This window comes from Microlunatus sp. Gsoil 973 (assembly GCF_009707365.1).
Classification (GTDB): domain Bacteria; phylum Actinomycetota; class Actinomycetes; order Propionibacteriales; family Propionibacteriaceae; genus Microlunatus.
Map to the genome: position 1 here is coordinate 3,337,693 of NZ_CP046122.1, position 25,444 is coordinate 3,363,136.

The following is a 25,444-nucleotide window of genomic DNA, read 5'->3' on the forward strand; positions in this document are numbered from 1 at the left end:
AGCGTTGACCGCTCGCGGCGACCCCGCCGTCGTGGTGATCTGGCGTTCCGGTCTTGATCTTGATCTTCGGCTTGATCTTGGTCGGCGTCGTCGTGCCTGCGTTGATCTGTGTCGGTTTCGACCGGCCTCGTAGACCTTGACTCGCCTTTCCAGCGTCCGTAGCGCCGCTGTCTCATCTTCCCGCGCCGAAGTGCTTGATCCGCTACCTCGGGCGTCGAAGCCGACGGCCTTCTCAGCAATGAATCGCTGGCGTCCCAGCGAACGCTGCCTCGCCGGGCGGCCTCCGGCCACTCGCGGTCGCGCCGCGCCACCCTCAACGAACTCGATCAACGCCGAACCATGGATCAGCCCACGCCGGACAACCTTGATCGAACGCAAGCAGCCGAGACTGGATCAGCTCGTACAACAGTTCACGACTCAACCGCAACGCCTGGACGGTCTCTTCCACCGAGTCGACCACCGGCGCGATCACCGATGATGCCCGGCCTTGATGGGTCATCGCACCTGACTCCCTGCAATGCCAGACTCTTGGAATTGTCGATCTTGCTCGCGGTACCGACCTCCGACGCGAGCATCAGTAGACATGCGGCGACACCGGGCGACGGTCGGTCGACTCGCGGTCCAGGAAGGCGTGATCCCAGCGAAGCACTGCAGCCCCTCGGTCAGGTGCCCGTCAAGATCGACAACACGATGTAGTTGTGCAGCCGATCCGGCGTGGTGCGATTCGAAGACCGCATCGACCTGCTGTGGCGTTGATGACTTCGGCGGCTGCCCCGGCTGACCAATCGGCATCTCCGCGAGCTCGACGACATTCCGTTTCACCCGCTCCTGATCCACCCTCTCGAACCGCTCGGTTGAGACGACCGAACTGATTTCATGATCGTCTCCTCGCCAGCCCGATGGGTACTTTGGTCCCTCATTTCGCGTTTCTCGCGCGGATCATCGATCTGCTACTTACGGTGTCTGCATTGGTCGCTTGACTCACGCGGAGGGCGCAGCAATGACCGTGCGCAAGAACGACACTGGACGCCACCCTGACGTGCACGGACCTCGGCGGCGGGTCGCTGATATCGCACTGGGCAGCCACACGACCGAAGATAGGACATTTCGAGAACGATCAGGCATGCCCGTGGCTGGTCGGACCGAGAGTCGCCGAGCGGCCTAGGCCCCTTGGTGGGTGAGGCTTTCCGATCCTCAACCGGTCCGATGACGTAAACAACCCCGGAGCTGTTACACCGAGACCATCACGAATCACCGGGACCAGAAGTCCACTAATCGGTGGATCAACTCCTTCATCGCCGAGGGGGAAATGAAGAGTAGACGGATCCTCAGCACTCATGCGAAACGAAAGGCAGCCCTGGCAACGCTGTCGTGTGTTCTGGCAGCTGCGCTTTGGCCGGCGAGTGGCGCTGACGCCGCGACGGATACATACACACCGGCAGCCGGTGTCACCTTCAATAACCCGTATGGCTCGACCGGCTCGCAGTACGCGATCGAAAACAAGGTCGTAAATTCGATCCACTCCGCACCGTCCGGCTCCGACGTAACGATCGTGACGTACAACTTCACTTATCCGAGAGCCGCGGACGCGCTGATCGCGGCCGACGCGCGCGGAGTACATGTGCGCGTACTCGTTGCTACCGTCACGTGGTGGGACCCCCAAACGACGCGTCTGAGATCGGCGCTGGGCACGGACAAAACCGACCAAAGCTTCATCACACACTGCAGACGCTCGTGCATGTCGGACCGAACTGGATCCTCGATGCACGCCAAGTTCTTTCTGTTCTCCAAAACCGGCAGGGCGTCGCACGTCGCCATGTTCGGCTCCAGCAACCTGAGTATCAACAGCGCGATATTGGCATGGAACAACCAGTACACAACGGTTGGACAACCGCGCGTCTACGCCATGCTTTACCAGTACTTCCTTGACATGACGAAAGACAGAACCAATGAGAGGTACTACCGGGTCAGGGATTTTGGCAATGTCAAGTTGTATCTCTATCCGAAGAATTACAACAACCCGACGATCCTTGATGTGCTTAATGGTACGACGTGCAAAGCCGCGAGAGGATACGGCTCGGGCCATGGGCGAACGCTGATTCGACTCGACATGTTCCAATGGACTGCGGGCAGGATCGATATAGCCAAGAAGTTGCGCAAATTGTGGCTCAATGGATGTTCGGTACGAATTATCTACAACAAGTGGCGAGTCAACGAGTCTGTCAGGGAGATCTTGATGGCTCACGACCGAAGGCGTGGCGACATCCCGATATGGAACGCGACCAGACCCCGTACAGGGGCCGAACTACTATACGCACAACAAAATCTTGAGCATCAGCGGTGGCTGGTTTGGCGATACGAGCACGAAGGTCGTCTATGGCGGCTCAGAGAACTTCGCTGCGTCGGCAACGACCGCAAACAACGAGTTGCTGTTCCGAATCGTGAACAACCACGTCTACGACCAGTATGGAGCGGACTTCGTGAAGGTCCGAAATCACAGCAAACGTCTGAATTGAGCCAACGACTTCAGAAAATCGGCGAATCTATTGACGTGACAGGCAGCCGGACTTTTCCACAGTTCTTGGTACCACCGTCCTACGGATCGGCGCCGTTGCCCTGAACGCGATCCTGCGCGCAGCGGCGAGCGCTCGGGGGCGGCATTGCGGAGGTCGAGGTTCACACCGGCGACGGCGAGGCTCATGGTCCAGTCGCGAGCCACGATCGGCTACGGGCTGGCATCAGCGGGGTATCGGTCCAGCAACGGTGGCCGCGGGTGCTCGAGCGGGTCAGCGGCCTGATCGGTTGACCCCGGCGGGAGACAGCGACTTCCGTCTGTGGATGGTTGTCGGATGGTCGAAGCCAGGGTGCGCCTCACGCGCCGTTTCCACGTAGCCGAGTTCGCTGAAGAATCGTTGGTTCGCGGGGAGTGCGATGCGTGCGCTCATCCGGACGCCGGCCAGGCCGCGCCTGGCTGCTTCGGCTTCGACGGCTCCCACCAGGAGTCGACCGATGCCGCGGCCGCGTGCCGACGGGATCACCGCGAGTCGTCCGAAGTAGAGATCGTCCTCGACGGGTCGGATCATCACGCAGCCGAGGGCGGCCTCGTGCTGCTCCGCGATGATGGCGCCGGAGCCGTCCGCGAACTCGCGGGCGATCCGATCGGGCGTCTCACCGAAGGCCGCAGACTCCGGCACGAGTCGTCCGCGATACTGCTCGAATGCCGTGGCGATCGTGGCAGCGAGGGTCGATGCATCCTCCGACGACGCAGCGCGGAGCACAAGATCATCATTGCCATGATGCCGGTCGACCGGTGACTTCTGGCGGGCGCTGTCCATGTCGGAAAGCCTCGCGCAACGCGGCCCGTCGGGTCCACCGAATTCACCCCGCATGCCGTCTTGATGGCCATCACCCTTGTGCTGGAGCATGTGAAAGGGTTCTCCTGTGCCCGACCACAGCAACGCCGACGTCATCTCGCCGTCCCTTCGGACAGCAACCACCCTGATGAATCTCCGTGAGGTCGGTGGCCCCGGTTTCCAAGCCGGACGCCGCCGCACGGTCTACCGCTCCGACACCCGCCCGGTCGATGCCGATGCCTATCCGGTCGGACTGACTGCGGTCCTTGACCTGCGGCGCGACGACGAGGTGGCCGCGGTCATGCACCCCTTACAGGCGGTCGACGGCTACCAACGGGTGCCGCTGTTCGACCCGACGTCGGCGGTCGAAGCCGCAGCCGACGCCGTGGAACTGCACGAGCAGTACATTGATTGGCTTGAGCGGCACCGGACGACGATCGCCGAGGCGTTCCGAGCGCTGTCTCGAACCGACGGCGACGTGTTGGTCTGCTGCTCGGCCGGGAAGGACCGGACCGGTGTGGTCAGCGCGCTGCTGGCCAGGCTCTGGGGCGCCGACCTGCAGCGGATCGGCAAGGACTACGGCGCCACCCGGCAGAACCTCGCGGAGCGATTCGCCGCCGAGCTCGCCGCCAGCGCCGACCCGGAGCGGACACTGATCGGTCAGCGCTGCTTCCCGGAGGTGATGATCACCGTGATCGGGCACGTCGAGGAGCAGTACGGCGGGGTCCGGGAGTATCTGCTGTCGATCGGCCTGACCGAGGTGGAGATCGATGGTCTGTAGGAACACCGCGCGCCGACGGCCCCGCCTCCGGTACCGACTTTCCGGCCGAGAACGGGGTACGTCGGATGAGCCCGAGCTCATCAGGAGGACCAGTTGATGACCGAAGACCTGCCCGACAAGGACCACACCACACCCAGCGGGGTCAGCGACGAGACGGTGACCGCCCTCGGCCAATTGTCCGAAGCGTTGGAGACGTGTGAACGCGCCCGCGGGCACCTCTACAGCTTCCACCAGCTGACCGGTTCGGCCGACATCCAGCTGGGCAACGCGATCGACGCCCTGCGGAAGGCCGGGCACGACGAGGTCGCGGGACAGCTGGAGACGGAATTGCTGGGTCGCAACGTCGTCGCCGGACGCTGGACGTTCCAGATCATCGAGGACTACGACGACAACTACTGGCAACTGTTCCGTGATCTTGAAAGAAGCGCCCGTGAGGAACTGGCCGAGGGTCGGAGGCATCTCTACGAAGCGCGGATGAAACAACACGAAAGGTCGAAGGGCCGCCCCGGGCACGAGGCGACACCTGATGAGCTGCCGTCACCGTAGCCGCGGTCACCGCGTCGGCACGGCGGGCGCAGTCGGTTGCTTCATCGTGGCCGCTGGACGCCGACGAGTTCGGGGCGGAGGCCGGCGTCGCTCGGACCGACGTGCCGGTGCACGATCCAACGATGCTTGCCGATCTGGCGTACGCGATGGAAGCCGTACTCCTCATACAGCTCGACGGTCATCTCGAACAGGAAGCGGCCGTGGGCGACCCTGCCGGATGTCGCCTCCGGAAGTGCCTCGACGAGCCCTCCACCGGCCTGTGCGATGAGGTCCAACGATCCTTCCAGTGCTGCCCGGCCGATCCCTTGCCGGCGGTGCTTGCTGTCGGTGTAGTAGCAGGTGATCCGCCAGTCCGGCGTCGGCGGTGGATCCTCGTTGTACGCGCGCCGGTTGTGCTCGATGATCGGCTGCTCGGCGAGCCGTCCGTACTTGGCCCAGCCCTGTGCCAGCCCGTCCGCGTCGAAGACCAGCGCGGCGTGAGCCCGACCGCTGCGGACCAACTCTTCCTTCTTGGCGCGCTTGTCGTACTTCTGGAAACGGTACGTCTCGCCGTTGTCCATCGCGTGATGACCCATGCACCAACATCCGCCGAAGACGCCGTTGTTGCGTTCCACCAATTCGGCGAACGCGTCCCAGGTCGACGGATCAAGGGCACGAACGGTGTATCTCCGGGTCAAACCTTCCGACATCAGCGTTCCTCCTCCGCGGTCCGACCTGTCGCTGTCCGGTGCGAACGCCTATGGTTTGCCGGATGACGCGCCCGCACGGCGCAGGCGCTCTCGAGCCTCATCCTCCACCAGTGAGGTGACAGGGCCGCCGACTGCGTACTGATACTTCGCGTCGTTGGCCCGTGTCCACACTCCGGCAGCCCAGGACCGTTCGAGCTCGTCGGTGCTGAACGTTCGGCCCCGCGCAGCGCGATAGGCGGCGAGAAAGCGCTCGGTGTCGTCCACACTGGCCAGCCGGTCGGCGCTCTTGGTCGAGTACAGCGCCGCGGCAAATCCGACCAGGACGGCTTCGCTGTCGCTGACCATGCTGTCCCAGTCGTGTACGACCAGCAATCTGTCCCCGCTCCAGCGCAGGTTGCCGGCGAGCCAGTCGCAGTGCCCGATCACGGGTTCGGATTCGCCTGTTCGCAGCCGATCACGCGCACTACGCCCGGCATCGTCGATCCACTCCGCGCCGGACACCTGATTGAGGTCGAGGTCGGTGCCTTCGGATTGTGGCCACAGCATGTCTCCTGCCTGGTTCCAGGCTGCCCACGACGGAGGCGGATCGAGGGTGGCCACCTCGTCCGGGCCGGGTGCCAGCCGGACCAACCACGCGTACGCCTCGGCGAATGCCACCGCAGCATCCGAGGTGGGGAACATCGCACCGTCCGGGACCAACTCTTCTGCAGTCGCCACGTCATGGCCGAAGGCTGCGGGATCGGTGAGCGGCCGCGGACAGGGGTACCCGGCCAGGAACAGACGTCGTTGAACGTCGACGCAGGCCGCGATCCGTGGTGAATGAGGGCGGATCTTCACCACAACCTCCTGGCCGTCGACCAGCCGCAGGCCGACGACCGACGACAAGTGACCCGTTCGGAACAACTCCTCCACCGGCGGACTGCCCAGCCGCCGCAGGCACCATTGGGCGAGGCGACCGGGATCAGGATCGGCGACCCTGAGTGGCATTCACCCATCCTCTCGCAGAAAGAGGTCGCCGGTCGGTCCATGATCGATCCCGGCCGCCACACCCGCGGTGCCCTCGGTCCTAGCAGAGCCAGTACGGGCTGGCGTTGTAGTAGTTGAGAACCGACCAGGTGTTCGGTCCGATGATCCCGTCGACGGCGATATGGGCGCAGCTCTGAACCTTCTTCACAGCCGCCAGCGTCTTGGGCCCGAAGCTGCCGTCCTGGGCCAGGCCGGCATGAATCGTCCAATTGATCTCACACTGTGCCTGCCGGACAGCCGTGCCGCTGCTGCCGTACCTGAGCAACGGCTGCGACCCGGTATAGCTGCAGAACCGGGTGATCGCGGACGGTGACACCGACAGCCCTCTCACCGGCTGAACAGCAGATCGGGAGTTGATCAGCTGCTGTGATCCAGACGTCTTCGGTTGTGCCGCTTGTGCGGGCTGCCCGAGTAATAGCAGCAGCGCCGCTGCGGACACCAGCATGGCGCCGGCCTTCGAGGCCACCGACATCCTGTTGATCAATTTCACGATGGTTACCCCTTTTCGATCTTGCTCGGTCTGATACCGATGCAGATGGATGGCCACGAGCCTCGGCCACCGGCCGGGATACAGCAATCTTTTGTTCAACATCGCAAATCCCTCGCAGATGACCCCTTCGCATGCTGTGCGCCCCGACGTTGGTCACCGGCAGGAACGCCGACGATCATGAACCTTCGTGGGGTTAGCGTCTCGACCAGATGTCCGCCCCGAGGATTGATCATGCCTACGTCGAAGCCTCTGTTGGGGCAGACCGTGTTGGAAGCCGACGATGAAGGACACGCCGCGTGCAAGCAGGGGACGAGCCGCTGATGCCCACAATCCGGTCACATCCGAAGGTTTCGGTGGTCTACTCACCACACCAGTCGGTGTTCCTCCAACTGGTGGACGGCGCACGGCGGTCGACGATCCGGCACTACTGTCCGGGGTGGCGCTTGCCGGACGCTGTCGTCCGTGCTGACCGGTGCGGAGTCCTTCTGACCTTGGCCGCCGGCGGACGAGGAACGGTGCCCGACGCGCTCGTGCCCATCCCGGCGGACCGGGATGTCGGTGCCGACGAGCAGATCGCAGCGCTGCTGGACTATCCCACCGACGAGTTTCGGGACCAGGCCCTCGCGGCGACCTCGGCCGCCTGGCGCCCGGCTGCCGACCACCCCCGGCTGTGGCTGCAGACCTACGCTGCACTCTGCAAGATCACCTGGGACCATCTCCAGCCACGGTGGCAGGCCGCCCGGCCGATCTTCGACCGGGCAGTCGAGAGGGCCGGTGTCGCATCGGTCCGCTCCGGTCTGGATGCAGTCCTGGACTCGCTCAGCCCGCGTATCCGATATCGGCACAGTGATCTTCTGCTGAACCAGGAGGAGACCATGCCGGTCGGGGACCGAGAACTGGTTCTGGCGCCGAGCATCGCGCCACGAGACACCTACTTCATCAACGACTCCGACGCGACGTTGCTGTCGGTCGCCTATCCGGTCCGTTCGATCCAGGACCGCGACGACGACCTGCCGCTGACCGACGCTCCGAGCCTGGTCCTCGGATCGACGCGAGCGTCGATGCTGAGGTTTCTCCACGGCCCGCGAACCGTGGGCGCAATCGCCACCCACCTGCAGATCTCACCATCGGCCGTGAGCCGGCACTGTGATCAGCTGGCATCTGCCGGGCTCATCTACCGGCAGCGCCACGGGCAACGCGTGGAGATCATCCGGACCGCGGCAGGCACCCAGTTGCTGGACGCCCTGTCCAGCAAATGACCAGCCGGACTGAGCAGGTCCGAACGGTTGCGCCACGGGCAGTCGCGCGCTGGATGACGCCCTCAGGGGGTTAACTGGGGCTCGTGAAGGCGCAGTGGCGGGTCTTGACCGAGCATCCGAATTTCCGGCGACTGTTCGTCGGCAACTCGATCTCCCTTCTCGGCTCGAGCGTGACGACTGTTGCGCTGCCCCTGACCGCGGTCGTAGCCCTCGGTGCGTCGCCGGTTCAGATGGGCACCCTCGGAGCCGTTGCCTTCCTTCCCCACTTGATCTTGGGCCTGCCTACCGGCGTGTGGGTTGACCGGCTGTCGTACCGCCGCGTCATCATCGCCGCTGATCTGCTGGCCGCGGCCACCCTGGCAGCAGTACCGCTGCTGGCTCTGACCGGTCTCCTGCAGATGTGGCACCTGTATCTGGTTGTGGTGATCACCGGCGCGGGCAGCCTCTTTTCCACGATCGCGGGCCAGTCGTTCGCCCCGCAGTTGGTGCCGCGTGGCGAACTGTTGGCAGCCAACAGCACGTTCGCCCTCAGCAATTCTGTCGTTGCCACCACCGGCAGCGCGGTGGGTGGCGTCCTGATCCAACTCCTGACCGCTCCGGTGGCGATCGCTGTCGACGCCGCGTCGTTCGTCCTGTCGGCTGTCTCGAAAGCTCGGATCGACGTTCCAGGTGGCTCCGCTGACACCCGGCTCGCCAAGGAGCCGATCTTGACCGGTATCTGGATCGGGGTGCGGGCCGCGCTCGCACACCCTGCGTTGCGGGCGACGACGATCGCCGCCACGGTCGGCGCGTTGGCCGGTCAGATGCAGCTGGTGATCGTGATGCTGTTTCTGGTTCGAGATCTCGGGTTGTCGGCCGGTGTCGTCGGACTGATGGTCGCCGCGGGTGGGATCGCCGGAATTGTCGGCGCGGCCGTCGGGGTGCCGATCACCAGTCGTCTCGGCAACGGGCGGCCTTCATCGCCGGCATGACGCTGTCCAGCCTGGCCGGATTGGTGATGGCTACCGCCGACGGGCCGGCTGCCCTGGCGATAACTGCCGTGATCGTGGCGCAATTGCTCCGGGGTTGGGGGCCGACGCTGTACGGGATCAACCAACAGACGATCCGCCAGACCCTGGTCCCGCGGGAACTCCTCGCCCGAACGCAGGCCACCTGGCGATTCCTGGTCTACGGAATGCAGCCGGTCGGTGCACTCCTCGGCGGCACCCTGGGCTCGGTCTTCGGATTTCGCGCCACCCTGGTGATCAGCAGTCTGATCATGTTGCTCGGCACCGGCTTCGCACTGTTAAGCCCGTTGCGTACCATGCGCCGACTCCCGGCTGCGGCCGTGGCTGGGCCGTCGACACGTTCGCAACACGAGAATGCGCAGTGATCAACGCCCTGGATCGGATGCTCCGCACGCATGACCCACGGTCAACCTCAAGTATCTCGCTTCGCAACCAAGATCTTCGGCGATCATCGGGGCCGGTCGATGATGATCATGGCGCTCGGCGCTCTCGACGATTGCGACCGTCATTCGGGGACGGCGCCGCCTGGCTGAAGCCGACCGGGGAACTCAGGACCGCGGCGGACCCTGATGGATCCGCTCCAGCAGGAAGTCGGCGGTCGTCTTCCCGTCCCAATGTGATTCGATCCACCACGTCGCGCCGGCTTCCCGGTACGCCTCGACATGGGCCACCGCGACAGCCGGATCGGCGTTGTCGGTGACGCCTTCTGCGATGATGTCGAATCCGTCGAGCGAGCCGCGGCGGTCGATCATCCAGTCCCTGATCTTGGACACGGTTTCCGGTGGAACGGAGTCGTATTCGCCGGCGCCCGGCGATCGGTCGATTGCGATGATTCCGTCCCAGCGGGCGGAACGGGCCATGGAACGGTCATGCGGCCACGCACCGACCGTCCAGACCGGCACCCGCGGGCGCTGCACCGGGCGCGGCCGGAACACCAGATCTTTCGCCTGGTAGTGCTTTCCGTCGAAGCCGAAGGGCTCGCCGGTCCACGCGAGATCGAGGATCTCCAGGCATTCGTCCAGCTTCTCTCTTCGCTCCCGGCGACCCGGCTCGTCGGTGTTGACCCGGGAGTAGCCGCCGTCCCACGCACCACCGAAACCGACCGGCAGCACCAGCCGTCCGCCGGACAGGTTGTCCAGTGTGAGTGTTTCGCGCGCCACCTTCCACGGACGCCGGCGGGCCAGTGAGAAGACCATCGCTCCGAGCTTGATGCGTTCGGTGACGACCGCCATCGCCCCCAACACCACCCACGGGTCGTACGCTTCGAGGTCACCGACACAGATGTCATCCCAGACGAAGATGCCGTCCCACCCGTAGGCCTCGGCCTCGCGCGCCATCGCCACATAGTCGTGGACGGTTCCGGCCGAGGTCACGATTCCGTACTTCATTGTCAGAACCTCCTCCCCTGAGGCTAGCGATCAGCGACCCAGCCGGTCGAGCCCCACTTCGGATCGACAAGAACGTCATCGCGGACCGCCGGTTCGAGCTGTGGGAGGAGAAAGCCCGGATCCGCGATGACGTTGTTATCAGCCGCTGCATTCGTCGGATCGGACAGCGCATGGTTGGGGATCAACTCTTGCCGTTGGCGTTGAGTCGGCGACGCACGACTTCCTCGGCCTGCTCCACCATCGGCTCGAGTCGACGGCTGTGCGCGCCACGCCAATACACGCGATCACAACCCGTGCACCGGGAGAACTCGCGATAGCTCCGACGCGTCCCCGGCTGAAGCCGGGCAACGACCGCCTCGTACGACACGCGCTCCAGCGCTGCGCCGCACTGCGGGCACCGCGTCCACGGCGACAACGGCGGTGCGAATTGGTCCAACACGTCGTGAAGTTGAGCCGCCGAACCGGCGCCACGGACGAGCGCTCCGGCGGTCACCCGGCGACGGCGCAGCAAGCCGCGATCTTGCGTCAGCAGGACGCGACGCTGATCCGCGGCCTGCTCGGCAAGAACGGGATCGTCGGCCTCCGGCCGATAGGCAACATCCAGGCCGAGGATCCTCAGCCGGCGCGCCAGGCCGCCGAGATGGACATCGAGAAGGAACCTGGGCGGCGAGGTCGGTGCTCGCTGCGGCCGTACGACCGGATTGATCACCAGGACGCAGCTCACTGCGCGCTCCTCGGCGCTGGCCACGCGGCCATCGACAAGGAGGTCCCCCACTTCGGTGAGCGGTATGCCGACTGCCTGGACAACGTGCCCGATCGTGTCGGTGTCCGATGCGGTGACCTGGAACGTGCCGGACCGTCGGGCCGGCGGGAGTAGGAATCGCAATTCCTGGGCGACCCGCAGCTCCAGCGTTGGCATACAGCCATCGTCGCACCGCTGGCGTGCGCTCATGTCTTTGCGCACGGCCCGGCTGATGACGTCGATCTTCCTCATCCGGGACAATCGGCTCCTCCTGCTCTACCGGATCGGATCATCAGCGATACCGAACTCCTGGGTCGGAATCGGTGGTCACATCGAGCCGGACGAGATTCGCGATCCGACCTCCGCCGTACTCCGAGAACTACGTGAAGAGGTCGGCATCGAGCCCGATGAGATCTCCGACCTTGCGCGGCGCTACGTCTCATTGCGTGACACCGGCCAGGAGTTGCGGTCGACCTACTACTTCACCGCAAACCTCCGTCCGGAGACGCCTGCTCCAACCGAATGCACAGAGGGTGAGCTCTGCTGGTACGACCTGGCCGGACCGAGCACACCATCGCCCATGCCGTCGCCCATGCCGTCGCCCATGCCGCCGACTGCGGCCGTTGAGCTGGAACACTGGATCACCGAGGGCCGGCACGACGACCTGCTCAGGATGATCATTGTGAGTGGAACCGGAAGTCATCTGCTGCCGCTTCACAATTCGTCGGCCGCGATGTAGTGGGCGAAACCAGGACTCGATCAACACCCTTCGAGTGGTCTGACCGATTGCCCACCTGATCAACACATCGCGCCCATGTCGATCACCGATGCCGATCGCGCAGCCAGGTGTGCCAGTCGACACCCGCTGTCTGCGCGTCGGGACCGGGCAGCATCGACCCGCCGGCCATACTCGCCGGCGCAGGGCCGGGCAACACGATCAGATCGCGTCCCCGGTACTCAACGAGATCCCGTACGAGCCCCACGAGCCGTTCGATCCGCGGCCCGGCCAGCTCCCGGTCGTCGGCGTCGGGATCTGTCGCAAGATCGACTAGGGCCCGGGCCACCTCAGCCGAATCGACCGGCTGGATCGGTACGTCCATGATCTCCACCGGTCCGGTCGGCTCCCGGCCGGCGAGCGCCCGCTGCAACACCTGCTCCGGGAATTCGTGGAACTGCGTGGTCCGCAACACCCGGGAGCCCGGCGCCTGGGCACGAGTTTCGAGTTCGTGGGACAGCGTGGCGACATACCAGTCATAGTCCTGGCCGCGGTCGACACCGACAATGGACAGCACGACCGATCGCCGGACACCCACATCCCGCGAGGCAGCCCCGAGATTTCGCGCGACAGTGGTGAAGAAGCTGCGGGCAGGAGCCAGTTCCATCCGGTCGGGGCGGGAGACGTCGATGACGGCATCGACCCCCACCAGCGCCCCCGACACGGCCTCGGAGTCGAGGAGATCGACTCCGTCGCTGCGACTCAGCCGGACCACATCGTGCCCCAGTGACTCCGCACGTCGGCACACCTGCGAACCGATCAAACCGCTGCTGCCCGCCACCGCGATCTTCATGCCATCAACTCTGCCAAATGCGGGTGCGCCGCAGCGACCAGTGGGTCAGGCTTGAGCGATGGTGACAACGCCCCGCTCGATCATCGAGTCGGTGATCCGACCGTTCGGCGGCGCCGTCACCCGCCTGGTTCCGCTCGCCGGAGGCGGAATGAACGAGACGTATCGGGCGGAGATGGCCAACGGCGCCCAGATCGTCGTCCGTATCGCCCGGCAACCGACCCCGTGGTTCCTCGATGAGTCGCACCTGATGACCCGGACCCGGGACGTCGGCGTCTCGACGCCTGAGGTGCTCGGCATCGAGCACCTCGACCACGAAGGGGAGTTGCTGTCGTTCTCGATCCAACGGTTCCTGCCCGGGCGTTCGCTCCACGACCTGGTCGGCGAGCTGCCGGTCGCTGATCTTGAACGGCTGGTGCAGGACGCCGGCGAGATCCTTGCCCGGATCCACGACGTGCCCACCGACGAGCGCGGTATCCGCCACCAGCTGCGGATGCCCGCGGAGGCCACTTTGGCCGGGATCACACGCCTCGTCGCGGACACTGTCGGACAGGAGGCGGCGCCGGTCGTCGAGCGCGGGGCCGAACTGCTCTGCCAGCAGATCATGACGGGTTCGACGCCTCGGTTCGCGCTCGCCCAGGGCGACTTCATGCCCAAGAATATTCTGGTGGCAGACATGATGATCAGCGGCGTCATCGATTGGGAGTTCGCGGGTCCTGCGCCCCCGGCATTCGACCTCGCCCGGTGGGAGGTCTCTGCCGGCGATCCGCTGCACGACCGGCTCGATCTGCTGCACCGCGGTTACGCCCGGATCACCGACCCGGAAGTTGCAGCCGCCGGATTGACGCCGTCCTACGCCGTCGACTGGATATTCGAGATGCTGGCTTGGAAGAATCCGGCCTCGCCCGCGCAGATCCGCCGCTGCGTCGACGTCCTGGCCCGGTACGCCCGCGTAGTCAGCTGAGAGGAATGATCACCGTGAATGACACTGTGATGGTCCGCTACATCGTCGACGACGTCGACGCTGCGATCGACTTCTATACCACTCACCTGGGCTTCGACGTGCAGATGCACCCGGCCCCGGGGTTCGCGATCCTGGGCCTCGGCGCGCTGCGTCTGGCACTCTCTGCGCCCGGTGGACCGGGCGGTGGCGGTCAGGCAATGCCCGACGGCACACTCCCGCGACCCGGCGGTTGGAACCGGATCAGCATCCAGGTTGCCGACCTCGCCGCGGCAGTGGAGCAGCTGAGGTCAGCCGGCGCCACCTTCCGCAACGACATCATCACCGGCGTCGGCGGGAAACAGATCCTCGTTGAGGACCCGGCCGGCAACCCGGTCGAGTTGTTCGAACCCAATCAATGACGCCCTAATCAGTCACGCACAATCCGGGTGATCAGACCGGCGGAAGCCGGCGGGTCTGCTCGTTCGGATCGGGGGCGGGTCTGGTGACGCCGCGCGGGTTCTCTTCGAGCGGTCGAGGGTCAGGCTCGGTGGCGACATATTTGACTGCCGTCCTCGCCACGCCGGCCAGCAAGGACGCGATCGCGACTCCGATGACCAGATAGAGCGCGCTGAACAAGACGTTGGAAAGCCAGTTCCCGCCGCTCAGCAGCTCCTGCACGATGACCGCGACGACGAAGATGCCCATGATCCAGGCGAAGAACGTTCCGGCCCGTGGCGTGCTCACCATGAGTAGATGGAGCAGCGCGGTCGCCAGCAATGCCACGACGGCAGCGGTGATCGCCAACGACAGTTTGTCGAACGGATAGTCCTCGCCACCCACCCGGCGGAAACCCGGGACCCGGAACACGGCATGGATGACCATGACGCCGACGAAGGCGACCCCACCTGCGACAAGTGCCGTGGCCAGGCCGCCGGCCCACAGCCGAACCGGGTCCACCCGACGTTTGGTGCCGTACGGTGTGTCAGCTCGGTAACTCATTGTCCACTCCGTTGGTGCTTGGTCCCTCAGCTTCGGGCATCGACCTGTGACCCCGCCGACTACCCTGTGGCGTACGACAACGCTTGTCGTAGATCACCAGATCTACGGTTACCCGCGCTCGCAACGGGCAAACAACCGGACCTGCCCCTGAGCGAAAGGCGCGCCTGATGGATGCGATTGCTTCCCACATCCTGGCACTTCCGCCATGGGTCGCGTTGTTGCTCATCTTTCTGCTCCCCGCGCTCGAGTCGTCGGCATTCGTCGGCTTCGTCTTTCCCGGTGAGACCGCCCTGATCCTCGGCGGCGTGCTCGCCTTCCGAGGGGTGGTCCCGCTGTGGGCGGTTCTGGTCGCCGGGATCCTGGGTGCGATCATCGGCGACAGCGTCGGGTATGCCGTGGGCCGCCGCTGGGGGCGCAATCTGATCCACGGAACGTTGGGCCGGCTGATCAACAGGAAGCACCTGGACCGCGGCGAACGCTACCTGGCCGAGCGCGGCGGCAGAGCGGTCTTCCTCGGCAGGTTCACCGCCGCACTGCGGGTGATGATCCCGGGCCTGGCCGGAATGGCGAGGTTGCGTTATCCACTCTTCCTCGCCTACAACGCCGCCGGTGCGGTGTGCTGGGGAACGATGTGCGTGCTGCTGGGCTATCTCGGCGGACGCAGTTGGCAGCGGGTCGCCCACTTGGCCTCGCGCATCGGCTTTGTGGCGGTCGGTGTCGTCGTAGCGCTCGTCGTCATCGGTTACCTGATCAGGCGCGCCCGATGGGGCTGGGCACTCCGCGCGCTGGAGCGGCTGCAGCACGCCCCAGCGGTCGTCCGGTTCACCGGCCGCTACCCGCGGACGACTGCCTGGGTCGTCGCCCGTTTCGATGCGCGTCGACCAGAGGGGCTCGCGCTCACCACGCTCGTCGGTGTCGCTGTCAGCTCGATCTGGATCACTCTGGGTCTCGGCCAGGATGTGGTCGATCATGAGGAGTTCGCTCTCTTGGACCATCCCGCGTCACTGTGGGTTGTCGATCATCGGATCGGTTGGCTCACAGCAATTCTTCAGGTGCTGACCTGGTTCGGATCGAATGCGGTGATCGGGCCGCTGTTGATCATCGCCGGCATTCTGCTGGTCCGACAGCGCCGGTCCTGGCTGCCTGCAGCCGACATCATCGTCACCTACCTGGGTACGATGATCTTGTACGCGGTGATCAAGAACGGCATCGAGCGGCCCAGGCCGCCCACGGTCGATCGGCTGACCCGGGCCGCCGGATGGCTGGCGCAGAAACCTGACTGGGCCTTCCCGTCGGGACATGCCGCGCAGGCCACCGCCGCCTGGGTTCTGCTCTGTGTCCTGATCTGGAACGGCAGGTCCGCCAAGATCAAGATCCGATTGGCAGCAGCAACAGCAGCCTTGGTCCTGCTGGTGTCCTTCAGTCGCTGGTATCTCGGTGTTGCCTGGCTGACCGACGTTCTCGCCGGTATGACCTTGGGGCTGGCGGTCCTCGGTGTCTGGGGCATCACGCGGATCACCATCGCGGGCACCGACCCCGAAGTGATCACGCACCAGCAACATCACCACTGACCGGTCGGCGCCGGGGACGTGTTGAGCCCGTCATTGATCGGGTATGACACGGTCATGCGATTCGGGTACACGCTGATGACCGAGCAGAGCGCACCCCGCGATCTGGTCGACTATGCCACGGCGGCCGAACGGGCCGGCTTCGATTTTGAGGTGTCCAGTGACCACTACTCGCCCTGGCTGACCAGTCAGGGACATGCACCCTACGCCTGGTCGGTGCTGGGTGCGGTGTCGCAGGTGACGGATCACGTCGAGCTCGCGACCTACGTCACCTGCCCGATCCAGCGGTATCACCCCGCCGTGGTGGCGCAGAAGGCAGCAACGCTCCAGTCGCTGTCCAACGGGCGGTTCATCCTCGGCCTGGGCTCGGGCGAGAATCTCAACGAGCACGTCACGGGCGAGGGATGGCCGCCGATCGCACAACGGCAGGACATGCTGGTGGAGGCGACGACGATCATCCGTCGGCTGCTCAGCGGTGAGTTGGTGACCTGGGAGGGCGACTACTTCCGGATCGACTCGGCCCGGGTCTGGGACGCACCCGAGGAGGGCGTGCCGATCGGCGTCGCGGTGTCCGGCGAGTCGTCGGTCGAACAGTTCGCGCCGCTGGCGGACCATCTGATCGCGGTACAACCCGATGCCGAGGTGATCAAGGACTGGGACCGGGTGCACCAGGCTGACTCGCGCAAGATCGGTCAGCTGCCCATCTGCTGGGATCCCGACCGCAACACAGCTGTGGCCCGGGGGCATGATCAGTTCCGCTGGTTCGGCGGCGGCTGGGGCGTCAACGCCGACCTCCCGACGCCCGCGGGTTTCGCCGCGGCGAGCCAGTTCGTTCGGCCGGAGGACGTCGCGGACAGCATCCCCTGCGGGCCGGATCTCGACGCGATCGTCGAGGCAGTCCGGCCCTACCAGGAGGCCGGCTTCACCGATCTCGCCGTCATCCAGGTCGGCGACGAGGGTCAGCAGCAGTTCCTCGACAAGGCAGCGCCGGACCTGCTGGACAAGTTACGGTCAGCCTTCGGCTGATCCCCCGGTCGCGTCCCGGCGAGCGGCCGACGGCACGGTCGTGTCAGGATTCCCAGCATGCCGCTGGACCTGATCCCGTACCCTGTCGATGACTCTGCCCGTCCGACGATCATGGTGCTGCCCGGCGGTGGCTACCAGCATCTGGCTGATCATGAAGGCGAGCCCGTCGCGCATTGGCTGAACAGCCTGGGGTTGCATGCGGCGGTTCTTCGTTATGCGCTCGGCGAGGACGCCCATCCCCAGGCACTGGTCGACGGCCGGAACGGGCTGCGCGCGTTGCGTTCCGGCCGGGCCGGACTCGCCGTCGAACGGGATCGGCTCGGCGTGCTGGGCTTCTCGGCCGGCGGTCACCTGGCGGCCATGTTGGCCACCGACTCACCCGATGTGATGGGCGCGCCATCACTCAGCTACGCCGGACGGCCGGATGCGGCGATCCTCTGCTATCCGGTGACCGATCTGCGCGAGGCACTGGACGGCCGGATCCCCAACCTGCACCGGGGTTCGGCGCGCACCCTGCTCGGTGAGGATGCGTCGGCCGAACTCCTGCTCGACCTCTCGCCCGCCGCTCGGGTGGACGAGGACATCCCGCCGTGCTTCTTCTGGACCACCAGTGACGACGAGGGAGTCCCGGCGCTGCATTCGCTGGAGATGATGACCGCTCTCGCAGTGGCAGGCATTCCGTTCGAGGCGCACGTGTTCCGGCACGGCAGACACGGGCTCGGACTGGCCACCGAGGAGGAACCCGCGGTGGCGCAATGGCAGCGGTTGTGTGCGACCTGGCTGGCCGGACTCGGCTGGAACCCGCCGGCGTGATCAACGGGGAACCTGGTACTGGTTACTCCCAGCACCAGGTTCCCCACTGATTGCTCAAGGAGCCAGTCGATGCAGGTCACGGGGGAACAGCGTGGCCAACCGGATGTTGTCGGCACCGATCAGCCGCGCGACGAACCGCTCCAGACCGAGCGCGAACCCGCCGTGCGGCGGCATCCCCGCGGCGAAGGTCGCCAGATAGCTCGCGTACGGCTCGAGCGGCTCGCCGCGTAGCGACAGGGCGTCCCGATAGTCCCGATAACGGTGCAACCGCTGGCCGCCGGTGATCAGTTCCAGGCCGCGGAAGAGCAGATCGAAACTGTTGGAGTATTCCGGCCTGCCCGGCTCCGGATGGGTGTAGAAGGGCCGCTTGACCATCGGGTAACCGGTGATGAAGAGGAATTCGCTGCCGTACTCCTCCTGGGCCCACCGGCTCAGCGCACGTTCGTCCGCCGGAGCAAGATCGACATCGTCCTTGCCCAACCAACGCATGGCATCGGCGAAGTGAAGTTGTGGGACCTCCTCGGGGACCTCGGGGAGCCGAGCCTCGAGGAGATCAAGTTCGGCAGGACGTCGACCGACAGCCGAGACCATCCCGGCGATCACCGCGCGCACCATGATCATCACGTCCTGGTGATCGCGGATGAAGCCGAATTCCGCATCCAGGCTGGTGTATTGGGCCAGGTGCCGTGCGGTGTTGTGTGGTTCGGCACGGAACACCGGACCGGTCTCGTACACCCGCTCGAAGACGCCCACCATCATCTGCTTGAAGAACTGCGGCGACTGCGCGAGATAGGCGGGACGGCCGAACCAGTCGAGGCTGAACACGTTCGCGCCGGACTCGGTCGCCGATTCCACCACCTTCGGCGTGTGGATCTCGGTGAAGCCGTGACCCTGCAGCACCTGCCGGAAGCCGGCGACGGCGGCCGCGGCGAGCGCATGCCCGGCCTTCAGCCTGGGATGGCGGAGCGAGGTCGGTGCGTGATCGAGAATCGTCGGCAGCGTCGCGGGCACTGTCGGCCGATACAGATCGAACGGTGGCGGTTCGACCGCCTCGGACAGCACCTCGATCGTCGGCCCGGTGACCTCGACTCCGCCGGGCGCCTGCGGGTTGGCGATCACCAGGCCTTCGATGCGGACGACGGACTCCTCGCCCAGGATGTCGTACGGCGGAGTGATCACGATCTGGGCCAGGCCCGACCGGTCCCGGATGATCAAGAAGCTCACCGACTTCAGCTCACGGATGCGGTGCACCCACCCCGAGAGCCGAACCGTCTCCCCGATGTGACCGGGCAGTTCTGCCGCAAGGACGCGGTGTTGTGGATGATGGATCATCATGTGCTCCTGAAAGCATCGACTGATCCCTTCCGAGTGCGGGCGATAAGGGCAATCGCTGTGCCACCGCACTTCACCTGCCGGTACGTCAGCGGGCCGGCAGGCCTCATTCAGGCAGTGATGACCGGGTGCCGGCCGGCGGTGCCCACCGACGCGTACGGCATGGGCGCTCGAACTCGGGAGTGTCTTCACCTCGGGGCGCAAGGCCGCCTTTCCAGCTGCCGGCGGCTCTCTGGGCTCGCGGGGACCCGGGCTACTCGTCTCCGTCAACGCGTTGGATGGAACGGTAGATCGGTCAGGGCTGCACGGCAACCGGAATTGCGCAGGGCAGACTGGGCCGGTGACTATCGCATTGATCACCGGTGGCTCGCGGGGCATCGGGGCCGCGACCGCGGTCCGGCTCGCGCGGGCGGGCGTCGACGTCGCGATCAACTATCGGGACAAGTCGGCGCGCGCCGAACGGGTCGCCGCGCAGGTCCGAGCCCACGGCCGGCGGGCCGTGCCCGTGCAGGCGGATCTCACCGATGACGCAACGCTCCGGTCGATGGTCGACATGGTGGTTGAGCAACTCGGTGGACTCGACCTGCTCTGATCCTGAATGCCAGCGGCGGGCTGGAGCGGGATGCATCGGCCGATTACGCGCTGCGTCTGAACCGGGACGCCCAGGTCCGACTCGCCGAACTCGCCGTCGGCGCGATGGCCGGCAGCGGTCGGATCGTCTTCGTCACCAGTCACGAGGCGCACTTCTTCGGCGAGCATCCGACATTGCCGGAGTACGAGCCGGTCGCGGCGAGCAAGCACGCCGGGGAGCGTGCCCTGCGGGAACGGCAGAGCGACTTCACCCGGCGCGGAGTCGACCTGGTCGTCGTCAGCGGCGACCTGATCGACGGAACTATCACCGCCAAACTGCTCGATCGGGTACGGCCGGGGTTGATCAAGGCCAGGCGGGACGAGGCCGGTTACCTTCCGACGGTCGAGGATTTCGCCGCCCGGGTGGCCGATGCGGCGCTGGCGCCCGACCCGGCAGAGATCATCTTCGTCGGCGAGACCCGCTGACCCGGGCTACCGTCCGGTGCGGCCGTCGATCTGTTCCCGGATGATGTCGGCGTGTCCGAGGTGCTGTCGAGTCTCGCCGATCACGGCAAGGATCGCCCACCGGAGATCATGTGTCCTGCCGTTCCGTTCCACCGGCGCGTCCGGTTCACCGACCTCGGCGATGATCCGGTCACTGACCGCCCAGGCCTCCCTGTAGGCGGCTCTGAGCCGGCGCAGCGAGACCGCCGGATCCACCTGCATCGACCGGATGCCACGCGGTTTCGACCGCCCGCCGACGACCGTCTCGAACCACAACGACTCGACGAAGGTCAGATGCTGGATGAGCCCGGCAAGATTGGTCCCGGATGGCACGGTGCTTCGCCGGGCGTCCTCCTCGCTCAGCCCGTCGAGCTTGCGCAAGACCTGCGAACGCGCCTGGTTCAGCTCCCGCAGGAGCGCGTCGACCTCCCGGCTCATGCAAGGACAGTAACGGGATCGGCTGGGCGAACCGGCGGCTATCGGGAACGCGAGCCGAACGATCGCAGCCGGAGACTGTTGCTGACCACGAACACCGACGACAGTGACATCGCCGCACCGGCGATCAGCGGATTGAGCAACCCGGCGGCGGCCAGCGGGATGGCCGCAACGTTGTAGGCGAACGCCCAGACGAGATTGCCCCGGATGGTGCGAAGCGTCCGGCGGGCCAGCTGGATCGCGTCGGCGATCACGCCCAGGTGCCTGCGCACCAGGATCATGTCGGCCGATTTCAGCGCGATGTCGGTCCCGCTCAGCACGGCCAGGCCGAGGTCGGCGGTGGCCAGCGCCGTCGCGTCGTTGATGCCGTCACCGACCATCGCAACCTTGTGTCCCTCGGCCTGCAGTGCCGCGATCCGTTCGGCCTTCTGGGTCGGCAGCACGCCGGCGATCACCCGATCGATGCCGAGCCGGTCGCCGACCGCGGTAGCCGCGCGGTCGTTGTCCCCGGTCAACAACACCGTGGTCAAACCGAGGTCCTTGATCGCCGTCACGGCCTCGGCGGCCGAACTCTTGATCCGGTCGGCGAGCACCAGTACTCCGACGACCTCACTGTCCGCGGCGAGCAGCACGGCGGTCCGGCCGGCCGATTCGGCCACCTCGATCGCATGCTGCGCGGCTTCCGGAATCATGATCGACCGGTCGGCCATCAGGGTGGAGTTCCCGATCAACAGATGATGATCACCGAGCCGCCCCGACGCGCCGAGCCCGACCAGCGCCTGGAAGTTGCTGATCGACTCGGGCTGCTCCACCGCGCCGGCCAGCGCCCGGCCGATCGGGTGCTCGGAGTGCGACTCCAGGGCAGCGGCCCAGGAGCGTAGGCGATGCTCGTCGACGCCGGCCGTCGCGACCACCGACTCGAGGGTCATCTCACCGTCGGTCAGCGTTCCGGTCTTGTCCAGAACGACCGTGTCGATGCTGCCGCTGGCCTCCAGCGCCTCCGGACCCTTGATCACGATGCCCAGCTGCCCGGCCCGGCCGACGCCGACCATCAACGCTGTCGGTGTCGCCAGACCCATCGCGCAGGGGCAGGCGATGATCAACACCGAGATGGCGGCGCTGAATCCGCCGCTCACCGAACCGTTCGCCGCCAGCCACCCGAAGAAGGTGACCACGGCGATGACCAGCACCACCGGGACGAAGATCGAGACCACCCGGTCGACCAGCCGCTGCACGCGGGCCTTGCGCGCCTGGGCCTGTTCGGCCAATTGGGCCATCTGCGCGAGTTGGGTGCGACCGCCGACCGCGACGGCGCGCACCAGCAGCCGGCCGTTCAGCGCGATCGTGCCGCCGAGTACCCGGGAACCACGCCCGATCTCCGCGGGGACCGGTTCGCCGGTCATCATCGAGGTGTCCACCGCCGACATGCCGTCCAGCACCTCGCCGTCAGCGGCGATCGTCTCTCCGGGGCGTACCGAGAACGCCTGCGCCGATTGCAGCTTCTCGATCGGGATCTCGAACTCGCGGTCCTCCACCACGACACGGACCGTCTTCGCGGCGAGATCATTGAGCGCACCGAGCACGTCGGCCGCCGATCTGCGCGCCCTGGCCTCGAAATAGCGGCCGGCCAGCAGGAAGGTGGTGACGACCGAGGAGACCTCGAGATACATCGAGTCCGCACCGGCCGGCGTCCGGCCCCAACCGATCCAGTACCCGGGCTGATCATCGAATCCGAAGGTGATGGTGATCACCGCGAAGAAGAAGGCGGCCAGGACGCCGATCGACACGAGGGTGTCCATGCTGAAAGCGCCGTGCCGAATGTTCCGCAGGGTTGCCCGGTGGAAGGGCCAGGCACACCAGAACACGACCGGGACGGCCAGAGCGACGCACACCCATTCCCAGCCCGGGAACCGGAGGTCGGGAACCAGCGCCAGCACGATTCCGAGGTTGCCCAGCGGCAGGGTGATCAAGGCTGACACCAGCAGCCGCTTCAACAGCGCTCGGGCCCGATCGGGCCGACCGGTCTCGTTGGGATCGGCGTCGGGTGGCACCGGCGTCGCGCTGTAGCCGGCCTTCTTGACGGCCTGCACCAGGTCCGGGGTCGCCGACGTCGGCAGCCCGGTGATCACTGCACGGTCGGTGGCGAAGTTGACGATCGCCTGCGCGTTGTCGATCTTGTTGAGCTTCTTCTCGATGCGGGTGGCGCAGGCAGCACAGGTCATCCCGCCGATGTCCAGCTCGATCCGCGTCGGCTGTTCCTCCTCGACCGGCGCAGGCAGCGGCCGTGCCGTTGTCATGACCGTACGCTCCCGTCCTGGTGATCGCTGCGCTGATGATCATCGCCGGCCGCCCGCTGCCGCTGGGCGCGGTCCCGGGCGGCGAGGGCAGCCAGCATCTCGTTGTACGCCTCCAATGAGTCGTCGTGGCCGGTGTCTGCTGCCCGATCCTTGCGACGGGCCTCTCGCTGGTCCTGTTTGAACCACTGGCCGACCAGGGCGATGATCACGATGAACAGCGGTACCTCTCCAGTTGCCCAGGTGACCTGTCCGCCGGCCCGTTGCTGCGCGGCAAGATCATGCAGCCAGGGCAGGCCGAGCGACACGTAGAAGTTCTGGCCGATGATCGCGCCCCCGGACAGGATGGCGACGGCGAAGAACGCGTGGAACGGCATCGCGGCGAAGATGTAGCCCAGTTTGGCGATGTGCGGCAGCGGCCGCGGCGGTCGGTCGACGCCGATCACCAACCAGTAGAAGAAGTAACCGATGACCAGGAAGTGCACCGCCATCAACTGATGGGCCCAGTGATAGCGCATCGCAAGACCGAACAACGGTGTGAAGTAGAGGATGTAGAGCGAGCCGACGAAGAGCAACCAGACCAGGATCGGGTTCAGCAGGAAGGCCACCAGCCGCCAGCTCAGCAACTGGCTGACGACCTCGTGCAGTCCGACCGGCTGGCCCGCGCCGTGTGCCCTGGTGGAACGCAGCAGCAGCGTGATCGGCCCGCCGAGCACCATCAGCACCGGTGCACCCATGTTGAGTGTCATGTGCACGACCATGTGCCAGCTGAAGGTCGCCGACGAGTAGGTCCACATCCGTGACCCGATCAGGGTCACGACCATCAGCCAGCCGGCGATCCAACAGAGCACGCGGTTCACCGGCCAGCGATCGCCCGACCGGCGGAGCCGGAGGTACCCCCAGAGGTAGAGGCCGATCATCACCACCGACACCGTCAGCAGCAACAGGTTCGGACGGCCGGGCAGGAACGCCAGCGCCACCTGCGGCGGATGCGGAACGTCGTAGCCGAGATAGTTCTGGGTGGGGCTCTGGGGTGCGAGATAGCGGGCCGGCACCAGCCGAAGCAGTGCGGTCTGGACGCCGAGCAGCACGACGATCAGAGCCAGGTCGATGCCGTACCCGGCAAGCCGCCGTTCCGGCCGGTCGACCGGACGGCTCGCCGCACGATGGTGGATGACCATCCGCAGGCCCAGGACGACCAACAACGCGATGATCACCAGGATCCCGATGCCGTACGCCGAGTGCAGCGGCGACTGGCCGGCCAGTTCGAAGACGCCGATGCCGATCCGGGTGAGGACCGCGACGGCGGCCGCGACCAGACCGATCCGGGCGACGCGCAGGAAGGTCAGCCGGAAGCCGATGACGGTCGCGGTGTTGCGGGCCGACCAGACGGCGGCGAACCAGATGGTGGTGGCCAACGTGAAGATGATCGCGGCGTCGGTGGCCAGATCATGGCCGGTGCCGACCGAGACCTGGGCGGTGACGACGGTCGGCAGCGCCGCGAGCACGGCGAGAATCGTCATTCCCACCGTCCAGCGCCAGGTTGTGCTCAGCCAACAGCCGATCGCCAGCGCGCCGGCCGTGACTGCGACCAGCAGCCAGGCCTGTGAGGTCTGTGTTCCGGACAGGAAGTCGCCGAGCGCACCCAGCACGTAAGACATCGGCACGCCATTGGTGTCGGCGGCGTTGACAGGAATCAGGATCACCGCCGCAAGTGCCCAGAGGCTTGCCCAGCGCCGTGCCCTGGCCAGCAGCAGGTAATCCCGTTCGGTGAGTTTCCACGCCGCTGCGCGCTGGGGATGTCGGTAACCCCACGCAACCGAGAGCAGTGAGCCGACCGTGCCCAGGGCGGCGATCCCCGCGAGCCATTCCAGCGGGCCCGCAATGAAGCCGGTCACCGGGCTGGCGTTCTGGTGGCCGGGAAGTGTCGGCTGTCCGACCTGGAAGGTCTGCGCGGCAGCGACCGCGGCCAGCGAGAGCACTCCGGCGATGAGCAGCGCGACCCGGGTCGAGCCGGGCATGCCCGATTCCCGCGCCGCGGCGGCGGCGTCTGCGGTGTCGGTCCCGATCTGATCGGTGCTGCTGTCCATCGAGTCCATTCTGAACCTGACCGC

The 25,444-nt window shown here is 66.0% G+C and carries 26 protein-coding genes; 14 read left to right on the top strand and 12 right to left on the bottom strand.

The genetic code is table 11. From position 1 onward, the window contains the following. The first annotated feature begins 1,309 nt into the window (after window positions 1-1,309). A complete protein-coding gene (locus tag GJV80_RS15665; RefSeq protein WP_154688693.1) occupies window positions 1,310-2,620 on the top strand; it encodes a phospholipase D-like domain-containing protein in 1,311 nt (436 codons plus the stop codon). 166 nt (window positions 2,621-2,786) lie between these two features. Here GJV80_RS15665 and GJV80_RS15670 read toward each other — a convergent pair whose 3' ends face one another. Beyond that, entirely contained in the window at window positions 2,787-3,335 is a 549-nt protein-coding gene (locus GJV80_RS15670) for a GNAT family N-acetyltransferase (protein WP_195908960.1), read from the bottom strand. Window positions 3,336-3,441: 106 nt separating this feature from the next. On the opposite strand from GJV80_RS15670, the gene GJV80_RS15675 reads away from it, so the two are divergent. After that, window positions 3,442-4,134 carry a tyrosine-protein phosphatase gene (locus tag GJV80_RS15675; RefSeq protein WP_154688695.1) on the top strand — a complete coding sequence of 231 codons (693 nt, stop codon included), beginning with the start codon at window positions 3,442-3,444 and terminating at the stop codon, window positions 4,132-4,134. A 96-nt stretch (window positions 4,135-4,230) separates the two neighbouring features. Next, on the top strand, window positions 4,231-4,680 hold the full coding sequence (locus GJV80_RS15680; protein WP_154688696.1) for a hypothetical protein: 450 nt from the start codon (window positions 4,231-4,233) through the stop codon (window positions 4,678-4,680). A 41-nt stretch (window positions 4,681-4,721) separates the two neighbouring features. On the opposite strand, the gene GJV80_RS15685 is transcribed toward GJV80_RS15680, so the two are convergent. The 3 genes from GJV80_RS15685 to GJV80_RS15695 all read right to left on the bottom strand — a co-directional run bounded on the left by GJV80_RS15685 (window position 4,722) and on the right by GJV80_RS15695 (window position 6,885). After that, the gene (locus tag GJV80_RS15685) at window positions 4,722-5,369 is read right to left on the bottom strand and encodes a GNAT family N-acetyltransferase (protein WP_154688697.1); all 648 of its coding nucleotides are present in this window, start codon (window positions 5,367-5,369) and stop codon (window positions 4,722-4,724) included. 48 nt (window positions 5,370-5,417) lie between these two features. Then, entirely contained in the window at window positions 5,418-6,356 is a 939-nt protein-coding gene (locus GJV80_RS15690; RefSeq protein ID WP_230207746.1) for a phosphotransferase, read from the bottom strand. Between the two features lie 79 nt (window positions 6,357-6,435). Further along, a complete protein-coding gene (locus GJV80_RS15695; protein WP_230207747.1) occupies window positions 6,436-6,885 on the bottom strand; it encodes a peptidoglycan-binding protein in 450 nt (149 codons plus the stop codon). A 515-nt stretch (window positions 6,886-7,400) separates the two neighbouring features. On the opposite strand from GJV80_RS15695, the gene GJV80_RS15700 reads away from it, so the two are divergent. From GJV80_RS15700 to GJV80_RS15710, 3 genes are all read left to right on the top strand, one after another. Then, window positions 7,401-8,144: a winged helix-turn-helix domain-containing protein gene (locus tag GJV80_RS15700; RefSeq protein WP_195908961.1), complete on the top strand. Its 744-nt coding sequence runs from the start codon at window positions 7,401-7,403 to the stop codon at window positions 8,142-8,144. An 83-nt stretch (window positions 8,145-8,227) separates the two neighbouring features. Then, complete coding sequence (locus tag GJV80_RS15705) at window positions 8,228-9,115, top strand: MFS transporter (RefSeq protein ID WP_195908962.1); 888 nt, start codon at window positions 8,228-8,230, stop codon at window positions 9,113-9,115. Continuing rightward, a complete protein-coding gene (locus GJV80_RS15710) occupies window positions 9,112-9,516 on the top strand; it encodes an MFS transporter (RefSeq protein WP_154688700.1) in 405 nt (134 codons plus the stop codon). Before GJV80_RS15705 ends, GJV80_RS15710 begins: the two co-directional genes overlap by 4 nt. A 183-nt stretch (window positions 9,517-9,699) precedes the next feature. Here the strand turns inward: GJV80_RS15710 and GJV80_RS15715 are convergent, their stop codons facing one another. Together GJV80_RS15715 and GJV80_RS15720 are read right to left on the bottom strand one after the other, a co-directional pair. Further along, window positions 9,700-10,539 carry an LLM class flavin-dependent oxidoreductase gene (locus GJV80_RS15715; protein WP_154688701.1) on the bottom strand — a complete coding sequence of 280 codons (840 nt, stop codon included), beginning with the start codon at window positions 10,537-10,539 and terminating at the stop codon, window positions 9,700-9,702. A gap of 181 nt (window positions 10,540-10,720) precedes the next feature. Continuing rightward, window positions 10,721-11,458: a Mut7-C RNAse domain-containing protein gene (locus tag GJV80_RS15720; protein WP_154688702.1), complete on the bottom strand. Its 738-nt coding sequence runs from the start codon at window positions 11,456-11,458 to the stop codon at window positions 10,721-10,723. A gap of 31 nt (window positions 11,459-11,489) precedes the next feature. On the opposite strand from GJV80_RS15720, the gene GJV80_RS15725 reads away from it, so the two are divergent. Continuing rightward, window positions 11,490-12,020 (top strand): NUDIX domain-containing protein, encoded by a 531-nt coding sequence (locus tag GJV80_RS15725; RefSeq protein ID WP_154688703.1) that lies wholly within the window; start codon window positions 11,490-11,492, stop codon window positions 12,018-12,020. Between the two features lie 82 nt (window positions 12,021-12,102). On the opposite strand, the gene GJV80_RS15730 is transcribed toward GJV80_RS15725, so the two are convergent. After that, entirely contained in the window at window positions 12,103-12,849 is a 747-nt protein-coding gene (locus tag GJV80_RS15730) for an SDR family oxidoreductase (RefSeq protein WP_154688704.1), read from the bottom strand. 58 nt (window positions 12,850-12,907) lie between these two features. Between GJV80_RS15730 and GJV80_RS15735 the strand changes: the two genes are divergently transcribed. Together GJV80_RS15735 and GJV80_RS15740 are read left to right on the top strand one after the other, a co-directional pair. Then, window positions 12,908-13,810: a phosphotransferase family protein gene (locus GJV80_RS15735; RefSeq protein ID WP_154688705.1), complete on the top strand. Its 903-nt coding sequence runs from the start codon at window positions 12,908-12,910 to the stop codon at window positions 13,808-13,810. Window positions 13,811-13,824: 14 nt separating this feature from the next. Beyond that, on the top strand, window positions 13,825-14,208 hold the full coding sequence (locus GJV80_RS15740) for a VOC family protein (protein ID WP_230207748.1): 384 nt from the start codon (window positions 13,825-13,827) through the stop codon (window positions 14,206-14,208). 31 nt (window positions 14,209-14,239) lie between these two features. On the opposite strand, the gene GJV80_RS15745 is transcribed toward GJV80_RS15740, so the two are convergent. Beyond that, window positions 14,240-14,788 (bottom strand): DUF6069 family protein, encoded by a 549-nt coding sequence (locus GJV80_RS15745; RefSeq protein WP_195908963.1) that lies wholly within the window; start codon window positions 14,786-14,788, stop codon window positions 14,240-14,242. A 167-nt stretch (window positions 14,789-14,955) separates the two neighbouring features. Between GJV80_RS15745 and GJV80_RS15750 the strand changes: the two genes are divergently transcribed. Genes GJV80_RS15750 through GJV80_RS15760 form a run of 3 tightly spaced genes read left to right on the top strand, consistent with a single transcriptional unit; the run spans window position 14,956 to window position 18,195 of the window. Beyond that, complete coding sequence (locus GJV80_RS15750) at window positions 14,956-16,359, top strand: bifunctional DedA family/phosphatase PAP2 family protein (protein ID WP_154688707.1); 1,404 nt, start codon at window positions 14,956-14,958, stop codon at window positions 16,357-16,359. Between the two features lie 54 nt (window positions 16,360-16,413). Further along, window positions 16,414-17,382, top strand: coding sequence for a TIGR03557 family F420-dependent LLM class oxidoreductase (locus GJV80_RS15755; protein WP_154688708.1), 969 nt, complete (start codon window positions 16,414-16,416; stop codon window positions 17,380-17,382). Window positions 17,383-17,439: 57 nt separating this feature from the next. Further along, window positions 17,440-18,195 carry an alpha/beta hydrolase gene (locus GJV80_RS15760; protein WP_154688709.1) on the top strand — a complete coding sequence of 252 codons (756 nt, stop codon included), beginning with the start codon at window positions 17,440-17,442 and terminating at the stop codon, window positions 18,193-18,195. Window positions 18,196-18,249: 54 nt separating this feature from the next. Here GJV80_RS15760 and aspS read toward each other — a convergent pair whose 3' ends face one another. Next, the gene (aspS, locus tag GJV80_RS15765) at window positions 18,250-19,527 is read right to left on the bottom strand and encodes an aspartate--tRNA(Asn) ligase (RefSeq protein WP_154688710.1); all 1,278 of its coding nucleotides are present in this window, start codon (window positions 19,525-19,527) and stop codon (window positions 18,250-18,252) included. A 340-nt stretch (window positions 19,528-19,867) separates the two neighbouring features. Here aspS and GJV80_RS24080 point away from each other — a divergent pair, with 340 nt between their 5' ends. Both GJV80_RS24080 and GJV80_RS24085 read left to right on the top strand, forming a co-directional pair. Next, window positions 19,868-20,119: an SDR family NAD(P)-dependent oxidoreductase gene (locus tag GJV80_RS24080; protein WP_230207749.1), complete on the top strand. Its 252-nt coding sequence runs from the start codon at window positions 19,868-19,870 to the stop codon at window positions 20,117-20,119. Window positions 20,120-20,169: 50 nt separating this feature from the next. After that, window positions 20,170-20,583, top strand: a complete 414-nt coding sequence (locus tag GJV80_RS24085; protein ID WP_230208423.1) for an SDR family oxidoreductase — start codon at window positions 20,170-20,172, stop codon at window positions 20,581-20,583. Window positions 20,584-20,589: 6 nt separating this feature from the next. On the opposite strand, the gene GJV80_RS15780 is transcribed toward GJV80_RS24085, so the two are convergent. From GJV80_RS15780 to GJV80_RS15790, 3 genes are read right to left on the bottom strand one after another with little or no spacing between them, the layout of a single operon-like run. After that, window positions 20,590-21,039 carry a DinB family protein gene (locus tag GJV80_RS15780; RefSeq protein ID WP_154688712.1) on the bottom strand — a complete coding sequence of 150 codons (450 nt, stop codon included), beginning with the start codon at window positions 21,037-21,039 and terminating at the stop codon, window positions 20,590-20,592. A gap of 38 nt (window positions 21,040-21,077) precedes the next feature. Continuing rightward, complete coding sequence (locus GJV80_RS15785) at window positions 21,078-23,333, bottom strand: cation-translocating P-type ATPase (RefSeq protein WP_154688713.1); 2,256 nt, start codon at window positions 23,331-23,333, stop codon at window positions 21,078-21,080. Continuing rightward, window positions 23,330-25,420, bottom strand: coding sequence for a cytochrome c oxidase assembly protein (locus GJV80_RS15790; protein ID WP_195908964.1), 2,091 nt, complete (start codon window positions 25,418-25,420; stop codon window positions 23,330-23,332). Before GJV80_RS15790 ends, GJV80_RS15785 begins: the two co-directional genes overlap by 4 nt. Between the last annotated feature and the right edge of the window lie 24 nt (window positions 25,421-25,444).